This is a genomic window from Stomatobaculum longum, assembly GCA_000242235.1.
Taxonomy (GTDB): Bacteria; Bacillota; Clostridia; order Lachnospirales; family Lachnospiraceae; genus Moryella; species Moryella longum.
Genome location: JH590863.1, coordinates 543,004 through 559,387, shown reverse-complemented (window position 1 = coordinate 559,387; position 16,384 = coordinate 543,004). Strand labels below are relative to the sequence as shown.

Sequence of the window (16,384 nt, the reverse complement as noted above, 5' to 3'; positions counted from 1 at the left end):
TGTTTAAAGCTGCACCGGTGTGGGACCCTGCTCTCCGTTCTGCTGGAAGAGCTTCCGGCCGCAGCACTGCTTGAACTTCTTGCCGCTGCCGCAGGGGCAGGGATCGTTCGGCATAATCTTCTTCTGCTCGTTGACGATCGGCGCCTTCCGAAGGCCGCCCTCGTCCTTGTTCGTTCCGGTGATGACCGGTGCCTGACGGCGCTCCAACTCATCCTGCCGCTCTAAGCGGAGATGGCAGAGCAGACGGACCGTGTCGTCCTCGATGCCGGCAATCATCTCCTCGAACATGTTGTAAGCTTCCATCTTGTACTCGACCAGCGGATCTCTCTGGCCGTACGCCTGGAGACCGATGCCCTGGCGAAGCTGCTCCATGTCGTCGATGTGGTTCATCCACTTCGCGTCGATTGCGCGGAGCAGCACGACGCGCTCCACCTCGCGCGCATCCTCGGGTCTCGGGAACTCCTGCTCCTTCTTCTCGTAGAATGCGAGCGCCTGCTTCTGCAGTTCGTCGAGCAGTTCCTTCTTCGTCATACCGACCTTGTCCTCGGTATACACGACAGGCTGGAGCGGAATGATCGAGAGCAGCAGGTGGTTCAGCTCCTGGTAGTCCCAGTCCTTCGCGGGCGTGTCCTCGCCGATTGCGCGGTTCACGGCTCTCTCGACCACATGAGAGACCATGCTGAGAATGGTCTCTCGCATGTTCTCGCCGGTCAGCACCTTCTCGCGCTCCGCGTAAATCACTTCGCGCTGGTCGTTATTGACCTCGTCGTACTTTAAGAGCTGCTCGCGGATGCCGTAGTTGTTGGTCTCGATCTTCATCTGCGCCTTCTCGATCGCATTCGTGAGCATCTTGTGCTCAATGCGCTCGCCCTCCGGCACGCCGAGAGCATTGAACATGCCGATTAAGTGCTCGGAACCGAAGAGACGCATCAGATCGTCCTCGAGGGAGATGTAGAAGCAGGACGAACCCGGGTCGCCCTGACGGCCGGAACGACCGCGCAGCTGGTTGTCAATGCGGCGCGCCTCGTGGCGCTCGGTGCCGATCACGCGGAGACCGCCGAGTTCTCTGACCTTCGCCTGGAGCTCCTTCGACTTTTCGCGTGCGCGCTCATCCATCGACGCGAACGCATCGGCATCGTAGTTCTCGCTCTCGGGATCGTACTTCTCTCTCTCTTCCTTCGGAAGCTCGTCAATCAGATCCTTCCGGATTGCCTCGAGGCTGCCGCCGAGCAGAATATCGGTACCGCGGCCTGCCATGTTCGTCGCAATCGTGACGGCGCCCATCTTACCTGCCTGGGCGATGATTGCCGCCTCTTTCTCGTGGTACTTCGCATTCAGGACTTCGTGCCGAATCCCCTCTCTCTTTAAGAGCTTCGAGAGCATCTCCGAAGTCTCGATCGTAATCGTGCCGACCAGCAAGGGCTGGCCCGTCGCATGATGCTCGCGGATGTCCTCGACAACCGCGTCAAACTTCTCTTTCTTGGTCTTAAAGACCGCGTCCGCCTCATCTTTTCTCGCAACCGGCGTGTTGGTCGGAATCTCGATGACGTCCATGCCGTAGGTGTTGCGGAACTCCTTCTCCTCGGTCAGGGCGGTACCCGTCATGCCGGCCTTCTTCTTGAACTTATTAAAGAAGTTCTGGAAGGTGATGGTCGCAAGCGTCTTCGACTCCTGGCGCACATCCACATGCTCCTTCGCCTCAATCGCCTGGTGCAGGCCGTCGGAGAAACGTCTGCCCGGCATGATGCGGCCCGTGAACTCATCGACAATTAGAACCTCGCCGTCTTTCACGACATAGTCCTTGTCGCGGTGCATGAGCTCCTTCGCGCGGAGCGCCAGAATCACGCAATGCTGAATCTCGAGGTTTTCCGGATCCGAGAAGTTCTCGAGGCCGAAGAACTTCTCGACTTTCGCGACGCCGTCCTCGGTCAGGTTCACAACCTTGTCCTTCTCATCGACCACATAGTCGCCGGTCTCGGTAATCTCCTCGCCCATAATTGCGTTCATCTTCGTGAACTCGCCCGAAGCCTCACCGCGCTCCAGCATATTGGCGAGCGTCGTGCAGGCATCGTAAATCTGCGTCGACTTACCGGACTGGCCGGAGATAATGAGCGGCGTTCTCGCCTCATCGATTAAGACAGAGTCCACCTCGTCGATGATGCAGTAGTCGAGGTTCCGGAGCACCTGCTGGTTCTTGTAGATGGCCATGTTATCGCGCAGGTAGTCGAAGCCGAGCTCGTTGTTTGTGACATAGGTGATGTCGCAGGCATAGGCTTTCTGTCTCTGCTCGGAATTCATCGCATTGGTGACGACGCCGACCGTGAGGCCGAGGAAGCGGTGGATGCGTCCCATCCACTCCGCGTCACGCGAAGCGAGGTAGTCGTTGACCGTGACAATCAAAACGCCCTTGCCCGCAAGTGCGTTCAGGTACGCCGGCGCGGTCGAGACCAAGGTCTTACCTTCACCGGTCTTCATCTCCGCAATGCGGCCCTGGTGCAGCACAATACCGCCGGTCAGCTGTACCGGATAGTGCTCCATACCGCCCTCATAGGTTCCGTCCGCGCGCTTCACGCCGGTCGCGCGGCGCGCACCCTCGCGCACGGTCGCAAACGCTTCCGGCAGAATATCGTCAAGGGTTTCGCCCGCCGCGAGGCGCTCTTTAAACTTTCCGGTCTGGGCCTTCAGTTCCTCATCGCTCATCGCGACCATCGTGTCGCGGAGCGATAAAATCTTGTCGACTTGCGGCTTAATCATCTTCAGTTCGCGCTGGCTGTGTGTTCCAAAAATACTCTCAATTAAATTCATGTTCCCGCTCTCTCCCGCTGTTCGCAGAAATAAAGTTTTGTTCGTCTTTTCCGTCCTGTAAAATCCCGTATATCCGTTCTATTCTATCACCTCTGTTTCTATTGCGCAATGGAGCGACTGTGCGTTATTTTTGTAGCTTTATGCTTCTCTTTTTCATGATTTATGCTATACTGAAATCAGCAACATCGCAGCATTTTTCGTCAAAGTGTTGGAAAATAAGCTGCGCACTCGCATCAAACTTGAAAGGAGCAGAACAGTATGCGTATCACCATTAGCGGAAGAAACGTGGATTTGGGCGACAGACTGAAGAATCAGGTGAACAAAAAGCTCGGGAAACTCGAGAAGTATTTTGCTCCCGATACCGAGGCGCGCGTTGTTCTGAGCCGCCGGAAGGATGCCGAGATTATCGAGGTCACGATTCCGACCCGCAACGGCTTTATCCGCGCCGAAGAGGCGACTGATGACTTTTTTGCCTCGATTGATCTCGCGGAAGAGACCATTGAGCGCCAGATCAAGAAATACAAGACGAAGCTCACGGACAAAAAGCAGTCCGCGCTCGCCTTTTCCGATCTCTTCCTCGACGAGACGGAGGATGAGACCGAGGCCGATCTCCGCATCGTGAAGAACAAGAAGTTTGAGCTTCACCCGATGACGCCCGAGGAGGCCTGCCTCCAGATGGAACTGTTGGGCCACGCCTTTTTCGTCTTCCTGAACGGAGACAGCGGCAATGTGGAAGTTGTCTACAAGCGCCGCGACGGCAGCTACGGCCTGATTGAGCCGCGCGTCTGAGGTTCCGCTCACCGCTCCGCTTGTTTTACGATTACGACAGAAGCGAAAGAGGTCGCGCAATGCGCGACCTCTTTTTTCCTTTACCGTTCGGCTTTTCTTCAGCTTATATTTTCCGGAAATTGTTTCGAGACTCTCCTGTCACAGCTTTGTCGTAAGTTGTATGCCGTTTACGGTGCAACCGCCTTGCGCTTATCGCCCGGGACAACCCAGCCGAGCGCGCGGCGCTTTGCCTTGATGTCCTCAACCAGCTTTTCCGCAAGTGCCTTCGGATCGGTGTCGACGTGCATCACCGAACCCAGGGTCTCGCGGGTCCCCTCTTTCAGGAACTCAATGACATTCTTCGAACCGTGAATCTGTGCCTCCACGCAGTGATAGGAGTTGATTCCCATCAACCGGAAGCCGAGCGATGCGTCGATGCCCTTCTCATTGCTCCACTCCGGAGAGGTGAAGGCAAAGGGCATGTCCTTTAAGTCCTTGCCGAACTCATTCGCAATGCCCGCAAAAATACCGGAGGAACGGGTGTTATCGATGCACTCGCCGACATGCCAAACCGGCGGAAGGTCGGGCGAGAGGAAGTTCCGAAGCGATTCTCCCGCTTTCGGCAGCCCGTCCTTCATGTTGCAGTAGCCCATCTTCATGAGCGGGAAGGAGACACAGCCGTTGGTCAGAATGAGAATATTGTTCTGTAAGAGGATATCCGCGACATCCAACGCGGTCTTCTCGTAGAGCACCTTCGGGTTGTTGCAGCCGACCATGTTCACAATGCCGAGAATCTTACCGGACTTCACAGCCTCCGCGAGCGGTGCCATGCTGCCGAAACGCTTGTGGACATACTCGACCGAGAAGCCGACCTCGGCATCCACCTCGTAGGGCGGAATGTAGACCGGAACACCCTTTCTGTTTTCAAAGCTCTCGATGGCGCGCTTCACAATGCGCTCCGCGAGCTCTCTGGTCTCCCCGATGTTCGAATGGTGGTGATCGTACTCAAAGCGCTCCGCACCGGGCAGACGCGCCGACTCCGAAGTCGTGATGACGGTCGTTTGGAAGCACTTTGCGACTTCCATAATGGACGGGAACACATCCTGTACGTCCGCAATCCAGAGATCCAGCGCGCCGGTGCCGAGCACCAGTTCCGCGGAGACCGCATTGCTGAGCGGAATCACGCCGGCGTAGCGGTACATTGCCGAGAGACCGGAGCAGCAAATGCCGTAGAAGCGTATGCCCTTTGCGCCTGCCTTCTTTGCGAGCTCAATGAACTTCTCCTCCTGGCCGACCTTGACAATCTGGCTGACCAGCGTGGGCAGGTGACCGTGCACCGCGATGTTCACATAGCCCTTTTTCAGCGCGCCGATATTGACCTTCGAGGTCACGCGGTCGCCGACACCGAAGAGACTGTCGGTCGCAATCGCGGTCGAGACGACACCCGAAAAGGTAAAGGCAAGGCCGCAGCGCAGGAACTGCTGCATGATACTTCTCCAATCGCCGTCCGTGCCGACACCGCTCTTATGGTAGGCCTCAAAGACCTCGTGGTAGGCGCTGATTGGAATGATGTCCAAATCCTTCCAGACCTTCTGGCGCTCCGCCGGGGCGCAGGCCTTGATGACCTCGTAGTCGTCCGGAACGGTTCTGGACATATCCTCGAGCAGCTTGTCCGCGAGTTCGGAGGCAATGCGCTTAATGCTTCTTCTCTCGGTCTTGATGCCGAAGGCCTTTGCCGTGTCGCGAATCTTCTGCTGGCCGAGAATCGGAAGATCGAGTTTTCCTTCCGCCGCCCACTTGAGCGACAGGATGACCTCTCTGCCGTGCATGCCGTGCTGTGCGGCACCGGCCGCCGCCGAGCGGAGCAGGTTTCTCGCGACAATCAGATCCGCATCCGCGCCGCAGATGCCCTTCGGGCTCTTCGGCGTGATCTTACATGGTCCCATGTTGCAGATTTTGCAGCAGATGCCCGCAAGGCCGAAACTACACTGCGGCTTCTGCTTGTCAAAGCGGTCAAAGGTCGTGTCAAAGCCGAGCTGTTCCGCGCGGAGCAGCATCTCCCGCACGGCCGGGTCCGGCGTGTTGTCGATGACATCCTGCTTCGAAGGGAAGGTTTTCTTATACTCGGCGACCGCGTTCATATAGTCGCGGATAAACTCGTTTTCATCCTGCTCATCCTGATGATCCGCCTTCACAACCACCGTCGGCACACCGTGCTTGTCAAAGCCGATGATATTTCTGTGGCTGTGGATGTGCGCGGGACCCTCGTCATCGTGCACATGACCGTGTGCATGGCTATGCGCGTGATCGTGCGCATGGGTATGCTCGTGTGTATGCGTGTGCTCGTGGCTATGCGCATGTTCCTGCGCTGCCTCGTGACTGTGCTGTTCTCTGTTCTCTCCGCTCATCCTGTCCTCACTTCCAAGGGCAAAGCCCTGAAACCCTAACTACATACCTAATTACTAGGTAAGTGGTTTTCAACATTGTAAAGAAAAAGGGCACCGTTGTCAATTCAACGGTGCCCCTTTCGCAATTCATTTTATGAATATATCGCTATCACTTACTCGAATAAGATAGACCGAACCATTGATTCCATTTCAGCCGGCTTGCAGCTCCGGTTGTGTCGGATCTCCGCATGCCGTATTTCTTCGACCGCCGGCGGGAACGGAACCCCTGCTTTGTCGCGGAGCAGTTCGAGTACCGCAAAGTCATCGAGCTTGCTCACATCGCCCGCGATGGCTTCCATGACAGCCCGGGAGAACTTAAACGGGCTTGCCGTGCTCGCAATGACGGTCGGCGTCTTGTCGCCGCTCTTTTTCCGGTAGTCCTCATAGACCTTGGAGGCCACTGCCGTGTGTGTGTCGATCACATAACCGGTCTTTTCATAGAGCGAACGAATGCGCGCCGCGACTTCTTCCTGCGTCGCATAGCCACCCACAAAATCACGGGTCGCCTTTCGCATTTCCTCGGTCACCGCATATTTTCCGCTCGTCTTGAGAGCTTCCATAAGTTCGCGGGTCTTTGTCGCATCGCAGCCTGCGCTTAAGTAGAGAAGACGCTCCAGATTGCTCGAGACGAGGATGTCCATGGACGGAGAAGTTGTCAAAATAAACTCGCGGTTCTTGTCGTAGACACCGGTCTCAAAGAAGTCAAAGAGCACCTTGTTGTCGTTCGACGCGCAGATCAGCTTGTCAATCGGCAGCCCCATGCGCTTTGCAAAGTAAGCCGCAAGGATGTTGCCGAAGTTGCCGGTCGGCACGCAGACATTGATGCTTTCGCCCTCGGCAATCTTTTCCTCCTTCAGGAGCTCGAGATACGCGTGGACATAGTAGACAATCTGCGGCACCAGGCGGCCGATGTTAATCGAATTCGCGCTGGAGAGCTGCACCCGCTTTGCCGCGAGCTCTGCCTCAAACGCGCGGTCGCCGAAAATCTGCTTGACCGCGGTCTGCGCATCGTCAAAGTTGCCCTCGATGCTCACAACCGCTGTGTTATCGCCCTTCTGCGTGAGCATCTGGAGTTCCTGGAAGCGGCTCACACCGCCCTTCGGATAGAAGACCACAATGCCGGTGCCCGGGACATCCGCAAAGCCCGCCATCGCGGCCTTGCCGGTGTCGCCGCTCGTCGCGGTCAGAATCTCAATCTTGTTCGTGACGCCGTTCTTTTTCGCTGCCGTAGTCATGAGATAGGGCAGAATCGAAAGCGCCATATCCTTGAACGCAATGGTCTTTCCGTGGAAGAGTTCAAGGTAGTAGGCGTCGTCCGCGAAGGTCAGCGGCGCAATTTCCGGCGTGTCGAACTTCTCGTCGTAGGCGCCCCGAATGCAGGCGCGGAGTTCTTCCTCGGTATAGTCGGTGAGCAGAAGACGCATCACGCGATAGGCAACCTCCTGATACGAGGCATCCTTTAACGCCGAGAGCGCAAAATCAAACGCCGGGATCCGGTCGGGCATAAAGAGTCCGCCGTCCTTTGCGAGTCCTTTCAGCACTGCCTGTGACGCTGTGCAGCCGGTCTCGCCGCCCCGCGTGCTGTTATAAAGCAATTCACTCATTCTTCTGTCTCCTTACTTTCCAAAGATACGCGTATAGCCGTTTAAAAACTTCTGCCGCCGCCGCCGTGCGAGCTGCCGCCCGAACTCGTGTGTGTGGAGCTGCTGCCGTGCGGTCCGCTGCTGCGGCCGCCGCCGGAGCCGCCGCTGCTGCGGCGTATGCGCCGCTCAACACGGTTTCGGTCAAGCAACCGGTCGCTGAGTTCGCCGAAATCGAAGGCAGCGCCGCTTGCCGCGATGATGCCCGCGACAGTCGAGGCGCGGCGCGCTTCTCCGTCCTGCATCTTATAGTTCCGCTTGACACCGGTCACTGCGCCGAGCGCCGCGACTAAAGAGGCCGCAAGAGATCCCAGCGCCGCGAGCGGCGACAGGTGTTTCTTTTTGGTCCAGACACCGCTCTCGGCGTCATACGCCCAGCCCTTCCGCTGCGCTCTGCGATAGGAGTCCTGAATGCCGGAGAGCACCCGGGACGCACTTTCCGCATAGTTGCCCGACTTGACGCCCGGCGTGCCGAGATCCAGCAGCTTCTCGATTTCACTGTCCGAGAGAAGCTGAATGCCGCCGCCCGCCGTACTGACATGAATGCGGCGGTTGTCCATATCGATGAGATACAGGACGCCGGATTTCTTTGCGCCGTAGCCGTAGCCGCCCTGATCGTAAAAATCGTCCGCATAGGCCTCGGCGCTCTTGCCTCCCGCCTGATTCGTGGTCACGACCACGAGATCCAGCTTCATTTTTTCCCGTTCCGTCGCAATCTGCCGCTCAAGTTCCTGCTTTTCCGCTGCGCTGAAAAGGTTCGCCTGGTCAAAGACACGCGTCTCGGCCGCATAAGCCCTTGCCGGGGCAAGAAGCGCGAAAAACAGAAACAGCCAGGCGAACAGGACGCCGACCGAAATATGTCGTATGGTTTTTTCTCTCATGCCGCCTCCTCACGAAATAAAGTACATCAGCGCGAGCAGCGCGATAAACAGCGGTATGAAAATTGTCAGAAAATAGCGGAACAACTTGCCGTTGTCCACCGGCAGCTCGCCGACCACCTTGCCGCTTTGCCCGTTCAGCGAGAAATAGTAGAGTTTGGAGGAGCCGGGCTCGCGATAGGTCATGGTCCAGACCGGCATCAGCGCGTACTCGAGCTTCTCGTGGTCAAGGCTTACATTCCCGGCGTCGACCGGAAGTCCCTGGTACATCGAGACCGAATTCCTAAGGCTCGCAAGCGCGTAGCGCGACACCTCCTCGCGGGTCTCCGTCTGAATCGCGTCGCTCTCCATGTCCCGCCGCTCCGCAACGAAACCGGATAGATAGCTCGGCGCAAACGGCTTCAGATTCTCGGTCGCAAACGGCTGCACGCTCTCGGCCAGCACGCGGTTTGCCTTTTTCAGGGCATTTCGCGCGACCATCTTCACCGGCAAATCGCCGTGCCGATTGATCTGATACTTGCTGGTCACAATTTCCTCGATATCGCCGCGCTCGTGATGTTCCACGCGCGTGCCTACGCCTTCGAGGTTCGAATGCGCCTCACAGCTATAGAGCAGATAGGGGAAGTAGACCCCCGTGAATTTCTCAATCTGCTTCTCATCGTAGAAGGCGCGCGGCACAAATTTTTTCTTTTTAATCCAGGCACCGAAAATATCAAGCGCCTTCTTCCGGTCAATCGCAAAGGGCAGCACATACTGCGGCTGCTCCGCACCGGAGAGGCGTCCGACCAAAACCACCGGGTTGTGGCAGTAATAGCAAAATGTCGCCGCCGTGCTCTCTTCTGTCACAATCACAGCGCCGCAGTTCGGGCAGTTGTACTGAACCAGCTCATCGCGCGCGGCTGCCTTTTCCTCGGCTGCCTGCCCCTTTGCGGCCTCTGTCTCCTCCCGCTGCTCATAGAGCGCCTTGATCTTCTCTTCCGTAAAATCCGAGCTGCAATACGGACAATGAAAGCCGCCCTTTTCGGGGGCATAGACGAGCTCGCCCCCGCAGTTCGGGCACTTATAGGATATGCTTCCTGCCATGATCTGCCTCAGTCCTTACGGGCGCGGATTGCCGCATTCCGTGCAGAACTTACCGCTGTTCTCCGCGCCGCAGTTCGGGCACTTCCAGGCGCTGCTCTCCGGGCGCTTTGCGCCGCACTCGGTACAGAACTTGCCGGTATTGTCCGCGCCGCAGCTCGGGCACTTCCAGCCGCCGGCCGCAACCTGCGAAGCCGCCTGCATCTGCTGTGCCTGTGCAGCAGCCTGTGCCTGCGCCTGGGCTTGCGCCTGTTGCTGCGCCTGCTGCTGCATCTGCATCTGCTGGTAGTTGGTATTGCTCGCCTGCCCCATGAAGCCCATGCCGGCGTTCATGCCCATGCCGACACCCATCATGCCGACAGCGCCGCCGTTCGGATTCTCGCCCGCGGAGCGAATGCCCTGTGCAATCTGCCCCTGCACGAAGCCCTCTCGAATCGTCGCGTCGGAGAGCATGGCACCCTGGTTCCGCATGTTGATGAGCTCCTGCGACTGGTCGTCATAGGAGAGACCGTCGACACCGATCTCGACCAGCTCAAAACCGCGGGGACCCCATTTCTCATCGAGCTCGGCATCGACCTCTGCATTCAGTCTGTCCTTAATCTTCGACTGAATGAAGGAGATGCGCTCGCCCTCCGCGGAGAGCTTGTTGACCGAAATCTGGAAGGCCTGCAGGAACTCCGCAAGATACTGCTCCGCAACCTCCGAGAACTGCAGGTGCGTCGCGTCGCGCGGAATGACCTCCGCGTAGAACTGCAACGGATTCGTAATGCGAATCGAGTAGTGACCGTGCGCACGGAGAAAGAGCTCCGCGTTGTAGAAGGTATCAAAGTAGTTCATCGGCGTCGGTGTGCCGAAGCGATTTCCCTTGATCTCCTGGAGGTTGATGAAGAACACCTGCTGCTTGCCGGACGGCACACCGCCGAACTTGATACGATTAAACGCATCGCCGAGCGACTCACCGAACTGTCCGTTGAAAAGTGAGGGGGCACTCGAGTTGTTGACGGTATAGTAGCCCTCTTCCGCCGTGTAGTCGACAATCTTTCCGCCGTCCACCAGCATCATGAACTGGTTCTTCTGGACGACAATGCGGCTTCCGTTGCTCACATAATCCGCACTGCCCTTCGTGTTGGAGCCTTTGCCCGGGCGAACCGCCTTGGCACCGGTAAAAACGGTACCTTCTCCCATCTCGTCCGCTTCGAGGAACTCAAGCCACTGATCCGCAAGACCGCTGCCGATTGCGGAGACTGCTGCTTTGATAAGACCCATATCACACCTCCTGTATTGTTATGCCTTTGCTTTCGGTTACAAATACCTATTCATTTTATCAAATTCTGTTCCGTTGTAAACTTACGTTTTCTGCGGCGCGGCGAGATGGCGCGCACCGCTGCGAGTAAGAGCAGTGCCATCAACAGGAATTCGAGGAGTGCCGCCGGGATTAAACCTTGCTGTAAGAGCGGATTCTCGGCGAGTGCCGCGAAATCGTGCAGCCCTGTCGCGTGAAACAGAAGATTCTCCATCAGACTGACCGGGGAAAAGAGAATCAGCCAGGAAACCGCGGTTTCCGCGCTGCCGAAACTCTTCGTGAGCAGGAGAATGCCGAAGGGCGCCAGAAAGAGCAATGCTTCCGCCGCATAGGTCTCGACAATCGCGACCGCGGTCGTGCGGTTCGTCGCCGAGAAAAAGAGCCCGAGACTTCCCGAGAGCGCCACCGAGAATAAGATGCCGAGAAAGAGCAGTGCCACATCCGCGAGGGAAACACCGCCGAACAGCAGCGCCGTGAGCAGTACCGGCAGTCCCGAGAGCGCAAAAATGCCGGCGCTCACGAGATTCTGCAACAGGTTCCCGAGGATGATGCGCCGCGGCGACAGGGCAGTCCCGAGCAAAAGATCCAGCGTCCGCTGTTCTCTCTCGCCGCTCACGGTGCCGGCCGCCCGTGCCGGCACCAGGAGCGCGGCCAGGATGAGTTCCGCCCAGACCAGCGTGTGGAAGATGCGGAGCATTTCCGCATAGCGCAGTTCACCAGTCTCACCGGCGCGCTGAAACACCAGTCCCAGCATAAAGAGCGCCAGTGCGGCGAGCAACGCGTTGCCGCCGAACAGTGCGGCGCTGAAGCGCGGGGTCCTGGCGGCCGCGCGGGCAGCTCTCTCACATATCGGATTCATCTTCATCATGTACGATAATCCTCTCTTCTCGGCCGACTGTCATGTTCAGGAAAAAGGACTCCAGGGTACCCGGCTCCCGCACAAAGCTCTTGACCGGCACTTCGGCATCGATGAGCTGCTGTAAGAGCGAGGCCTCGTCCTCCGGACTCCCGATAAATTCCAGATGAAACTGTTTTCCCTCCTGCATCACGGCGCGGACGCAGGGATTTGTGCGGAACATCCGGAGCGCTGTTTTCTCGCCGTTCAACACAGCGACCCGCAGCGGGTTGGAGTTCGCAATCTGCCGCAGAATCTCCTGTACCTCGCCGGTCGCGCGCACCCGCCCCTTGTCGAGTACCGCAATGTCGGTACAGATTTCCGAGAGCTCCGAGAGCACATGAGAGCTTAAAAGAATGGTCTTTCCGCTCTCCGAGAGCTCTCCGAGCAGTTCGCGGAGCGAAAAGCGGCTGCCCGGGTCCAGCCCGTTAGTCGGCTCGTCGAGCACCAGGAGTTCCGGATCGTGAATCAGGGCGCGTGCCAGCGAGAGTCGCTGCTGCATACCCTTCGAGAGCTCGGTGACCAGACTGTCCTGCCGCGCCGAGAGACCGACGCGCTGCAGGAGATCTTCCGTCCTAAGTCGCGCGCTCCGGCCGTACAGTCCGAAACAGCTCGCAAAAAAACTCATGTACTCGGCCACCGACATATTGTCATAGGCGCCGAAGCCGTCCGGCACAAAACCGATGAGCCGCTTTGCGCGCGCCGGGTCGCGGCGCACGTCAATGCCGCCCACCAGAAGTTCCCCCGAATCCAGCGCGAGAAGCCCGGCCGCAATGCGGAGCAGTGTCGTCTTACCGGCGCCGTTCTGCCCCATGAGCCCGAAGAGAGACCCCCGCGGCACCGAAAGCGTGAGCCCCTTCAGCACCTCCAGATTCCGGTAAGACTTCCGGACATCAGAAAATACGAGCATTATGTGTCCTCCCCTATGACCGTGAGCCAGGGCAGCGCAATGTCGAGCCGCTCCGAATTTTCGCTCTTCTCCTCGGCATAGCGCACCGTGAGGGTATGGTCGAGCGCAAAATACGGCGCGAGCTCCTCTGCCGTGAAGTGTGTCTTGCCCGATGCAATGTCATCAAAGTTGCCGGTCCGGTAATTGTAAAAAGAAATTACGCCGCGGAACTCCGCCGCGCCGACGCCCTGGTCGTTGCTCTCAAACATCGCATCCGGCACCTCTAAAAGCAGCTCCTCTGTGCGGAAATTTTTGCCGAGTTTATAGCTCAACACGACGGGATCGCCCCGGTAGAAGGAATTGGTTGAGGCAATGTAATCGCCGCTCAGCACTTCCGGCGAACGCATCAGCGCCGAGCGACTGATGAGATTGCCCTCTCTTGCCTCGACAGTCAAAACCGTCGTCAACAGATTCATGCCAAAGTGCCGGAGGCCCTTAGTCTCCACCGCCTTTCCGGCATTTTCCTCCGCCGAGAAAGCGACAACGCGCGCGTCCGGCGTATAGTTGCCCGCTGTCTCTGAGAGGTAAAACGAGAGAAAGCCCGCCCGCTCCATCGCGCGAAGGCGTTCTGCCTCCGTTTTGCCGCCGTCATAGACGCCGGTTAAAAAGGCTGCGACCGTCTGCTTGTTGTTGATCGGAATGTTATATACCGTTCGCTCCGAGACATCCACCGTCTCGTTTGCGTCCATGTGTCCGAGCGCGACCACCTTTCCGTAAAACAGCAGGAAAGCATCGCTCACGGCATAAGGATAGCGGTTTGTGACTGTGCCGCTGACTTTGTCGCCGAAGAGAGACAGCTCTCCCTGAAAGCCGAGCGCCTCCTCATTCGGGATACTCTTCTCGAGCCGGAATAATTTTTCGCTGAAGGCCGGCGGATTTTTGACCGACACTTCCCGAGCATCGCCGCGCTCGGTAATGGTGAGTTCCGCTTCCTCCCGCCCCGTCAGAGCGGTCTTGCCGACCGCCTTACGCGTGGACGCGAGCGGCACAATCTCGCTTCCCGGTTCGAGTGCGAGGTGATAACTCTTATGTCGCGGATTTCTTAAGTTCAGATAGACCGTCTCCGACAGCATGTCCGAGCCGACCTCCTGGATGCTCGCATAGCTGTAAAAGCTAGTGCGAAACCGCGTTCTGCCCGTCATCAGCCAGAGCAGCGCCGCAAAGGTAAGGCTCACCGAAACCGCCGCCCGGCGATACAGTCTCTCTGCCTTCCGATGGCGCAGCGCATAGTAGAGTGCAGGCCCCATCAGCAGGAGATAGAGAAAGAGGACGGCACCGTAACCAAGGAGATTCGGCAAAAGATGCGCGCTGCCGTTATCCACAAGGGTCTCGGCCGACCAGTCGTCGCCGTAGCGCGTGACATAGGACTCTGAGGCGAGGCGCTCCAGTCTGGCGCTGCCCAGCACGCGCGTGAGCAGCTGATCGGTGTAGAGCGTATGCGCGGACGCATAGTCGCGGAGTGCCGTCAGATCGATTGAAGCGACGGCAAGCGTGCCACTCCCTTTATTTGCGGCTGTAATCAGCGGGTTGTCACCGGCCGAGAAGATCACGCTGCCGCCGTGCAGATTGATGTGCACATAGGGCAGAGAGGCAGGTGCCTCGGCCTCATTTTCCGTGCCGGGTGTCTGCACTGTCAGCCCGTCGGTTGCGGCGAGCGGCAAATCGCGCTTCTCCGGCTGATCGTACATATCGTCGAGAAACTCCGGCGCGAACATCCCGAGCGTGTCATTGACGCGCTCGCCCGTCCCAAAGAGCAGCACGCCGCCGTTTCGCATCCACTGCATCAGTGCCCGCACCTGCCGCACGCTGAGTTTCGAGACCTGATAGTTGCTGATGACGATGAGATCGAATGAGTCGAGCTGCCGCCTGTCCTCCGGAAAGTTGCTCGCCGAGAGCGTGAAGGTCCGCGTCTTCATCTGCCCGTAATTCACCGAGACGCCGTTCAGGTAAGAGAGCAGTTCCGGCGTGTCCGAGAGAAGGCCGACAAAGAGTTCGGAGTCTCCGCTGTTCTGCGTGAGGTCCAGTTGCTGTACCTCGGTGATTTCTCCCGCCTCATTCTTAAGGCGCACCCAGAACGCGTCCGCTCCCGCACTGAGCGGCACAATGTAAGAACTCTGCTTATTTTCGCCTGCCGTGAGCTGCAGCGGATACGCATAGGCATAGCGTTCGCCGTCTGCCTGGCGAAACAAAAACTCGACACTGCCCTCCATTGCAGCCCCGTCCCGGTTGTCTATGGTCAAAGTGACCGGCATGTTCCGGCCGCCCTTTACGCGGTTCTCATAACCGTATTGCACTTCAATGGTACGCATTGGCAAAATTTTCCCTTGTGAAATCCAGTGTTCGCGGAAGCCGCACGATAAAGGCCGTGCCGGTGAGATCGCTCGTCACGGAAATCTCGCCGCGGTGCATCTCGACAATGTTTTTGGCAATCGTAAGTCCGAGCCCCGTGCCGCCCGTCTTGGTATTTCTGGACTGTTCGACGCGGTAAAAGCGGTCAAACACATGGGGCAGCTCCTCCGCCGGAATCACCTTGCCGTAATTTACGACCCGCACGGTCACAAACTGTTCCGCTGTATTCAAAAAGACGCGGAGCTGCTTGCCCTCGGCGCCGTACTTGATTGCGTTTCCGATCAGATTTTCAAAGACCCGCGCCAGAAGTTCCGGGTCGCCCTCCAGCGAGAGGCTCTCCCGGTCCGCAATCAGCTCATAGTGGAGTCCCGCCTTCGAAAAGCTCGGATAGAACTCTTCGAGGAGCTGGGCCAGCAGCTGCACGAGATCCAGGGTTCTCACATGCATGACCAGCTTGCCGCCCGAAAGCTTCGTAAAACCGAAGAGCTCGTTGATCAGTTTCTCGAGCTTTTTTGACTTTTCATAGGCAATCTCCGTGTAGTGCACGGCAGTCTCCGCATCCAGGATGTCCCGCTTGGTCCGCAAAATGTCGAGATAGCCGACAATCGAGGTGAGCGGCGTCCGAAGATCGTGCGCGATGTTCGTGACCAGCTCGGACTTACTCTTCTCCGCCTCCCGCTCCCGCTCCATGAGAGATTGCAGCTCTTCGCCGAGCCGGTTCAGATTTGCGCCCATCTCCGAGAACTCATCGTCTCCCTCGATGTGCACCGCAGCCCGCAAATCACCCTCCGCCATGTTCCGCATGGCCGCCGAGAGCGCGCCGATATAGGCAAAAGACTTTCTCTGCAGAATGCAAAAGACCAGGCAGAAAAAGAGAATGCCGCCGCCAAGAAGCAAAAGCAGAGTCAACAGACGGAAATCCGCAATCGGCTGAAACAGTGCCGCATGGGAACCGCTTTGCACCTCGTAGTCGGCGACGGCGAGTAGATTCCTTGCCGCAAAATATTCGACCGTCAAAGTGAGCAAAAGGCTATAAAGCAGAGAAGAGAAAACCTTCCGCTGAAAGCTCTCCCCCGCATTTGTCTTTTTAGATTTCACGCTGCGCCGCGCCTCCTCTGTGCCGTCTCAACAAAAGTGTCGCCGCGGTCGCCAATAGGCTTAAGGACAGCGAAACGAAAAAGCGTTTCCAAAATTCTTTTCCCGTTGCCTCCCCTTCTTTTCCCGCTGTTGTCCCTCTCCGTCTGCTCTTGTCCATGCTCATATCCTCCTC

General features: G+C 57.8%; 12 protein-coding genes. 1 reads left to right on the top strand and 11 read right to left on the bottom strand.

All coding sequences use genetic code 11. The annotated features are described in order from the left end of the window. Positions 1-3 precede the first annotated feature (3 nt). On the bottom strand, positions 4-2,805 hold the full coding sequence (secA, locus tag HMPREF9623_RS10970) for a preprotein translocase subunit SecA (RefSeq protein ID WP_009533470.1): 2,802 nt from the start codon (positions 2,803-2,805) through the stop codon (positions 4-6). A 258-nt stretch (positions 2,806-3,063) separates the two neighbouring features. Between secA and hpf the strand changes: the two genes are divergently transcribed. Then, positions 3,064-3,594 carry a ribosome hibernation-promoting factor, HPF/YfiA family gene (gene hpf / locus HMPREF9623_RS08360; RefSeq protein ID WP_009533469.1) on the top strand — a complete coding sequence of 177 codons (531 nt, stop codon included), beginning with the start codon at positions 3,064-3,066 and terminating at the stop codon, positions 3,592-3,594. 167 nt (positions 3,595-3,761) lie between these two features. Here the strand turns inward: hpf and cooS are convergent, their stop codons facing one another. From cooS to HMPREF9623_RS11530, 10 genes are all read right to left on the bottom strand, one after another. Next, complete coding sequence (gene cooS, locus HMPREF9623_RS08355) at positions 3,762-5,981, bottom strand: anaerobic carbon-monoxide dehydrogenase catalytic subunit (protein ID WP_009533468.1); 2,220 nt, start codon at positions 5,979-5,981, stop codon at positions 3,762-3,764. A gap of 152 nt (positions 5,982-6,133) precedes the next feature. After that, entirely contained in the window at positions 6,134-7,624 is a 1,491-nt protein-coding gene (thrC, locus tag HMPREF9623_RS08350; RefSeq protein WP_009533467.1) for a threonine synthase, read from the bottom strand. 41 nt (positions 7,625-7,665) lie between these two features. Continuing rightward, the gene (locus HMPREF9623_RS08345) at positions 7,666-8,541 is read right to left on the bottom strand and encodes a TPM domain-containing protein (RefSeq protein WP_009533466.1); all 876 of its coding nucleotides are present in this window, start codon (positions 8,539-8,541) and stop codon (positions 7,666-7,668) included. A gap of 9 nt (positions 8,542-8,550) precedes the next feature. Then, positions 8,551-9,621: a TFIIB-type zinc ribbon-containing protein gene (locus HMPREF9623_RS08340; RefSeq protein WP_009533465.1), complete on the bottom strand. Its 1,071-nt coding sequence runs from the start codon at positions 9,619-9,621 to the stop codon at positions 8,551-8,553. Positions 9,622-9,636: 15 nt separating this feature from the next. Next, complete coding sequence (locus tag HMPREF9623_RS08335) at positions 9,637-10,884, bottom strand: SPFH domain-containing protein (RefSeq protein WP_009533464.1); 1,248 nt, start codon at positions 10,882-10,884, stop codon at positions 9,637-9,639. Positions 10,885-10,934: 50 nt separating this feature from the next. Next, the gene (locus tag HMPREF9623_RS08330) at positions 10,935-11,789 is read right to left on the bottom strand and encodes an ABC transporter permease (RefSeq protein WP_009533463.1); all 855 of its coding nucleotides are present in this window, start codon (positions 11,787-11,789) and stop codon (positions 10,935-10,937) included. Beyond that, positions 11,764-12,726 (bottom strand): ABC transporter ATP-binding protein, encoded by a 963-nt coding sequence (locus HMPREF9623_RS08325; protein ID WP_009533462.1) that lies wholly within the window; start codon positions 12,724-12,726, stop codon positions 11,764-11,766. Before HMPREF9623_RS08325 ends, HMPREF9623_RS08330 begins: the two co-directional genes overlap by 26 nt. Then, positions 12,726-15,074, bottom strand: a complete 2,349-nt coding sequence (locus HMPREF9623_RS08320; protein WP_009533461.1) for a hypothetical protein — start codon at positions 15,072-15,074, stop codon at positions 12,726-12,728. Before HMPREF9623_RS08320 ends, HMPREF9623_RS08325 begins: the two co-directional genes overlap by 1 nt. Next, complete coding sequence (locus tag HMPREF9623_RS08315; RefSeq protein ID WP_009533460.1) at positions 15,061-16,212, bottom strand: sensor histidine kinase; 1,152 nt, start codon at positions 16,210-16,212, stop codon at positions 15,061-15,063. Before HMPREF9623_RS08315 ends, HMPREF9623_RS08320 begins: the two co-directional genes overlap by 14 nt. Continuing rightward, a complete protein-coding gene (locus HMPREF9623_RS11530) occupies positions 16,202-16,369 on the bottom strand; it encodes a hypothetical protein (protein WP_009533459.1) in 168 nt (55 codons plus the stop codon). Before HMPREF9623_RS11530 ends, HMPREF9623_RS08315 begins: the two co-directional genes overlap by 11 nt. Positions 16,370-16,384: the final 15 nt, after the last annotated feature.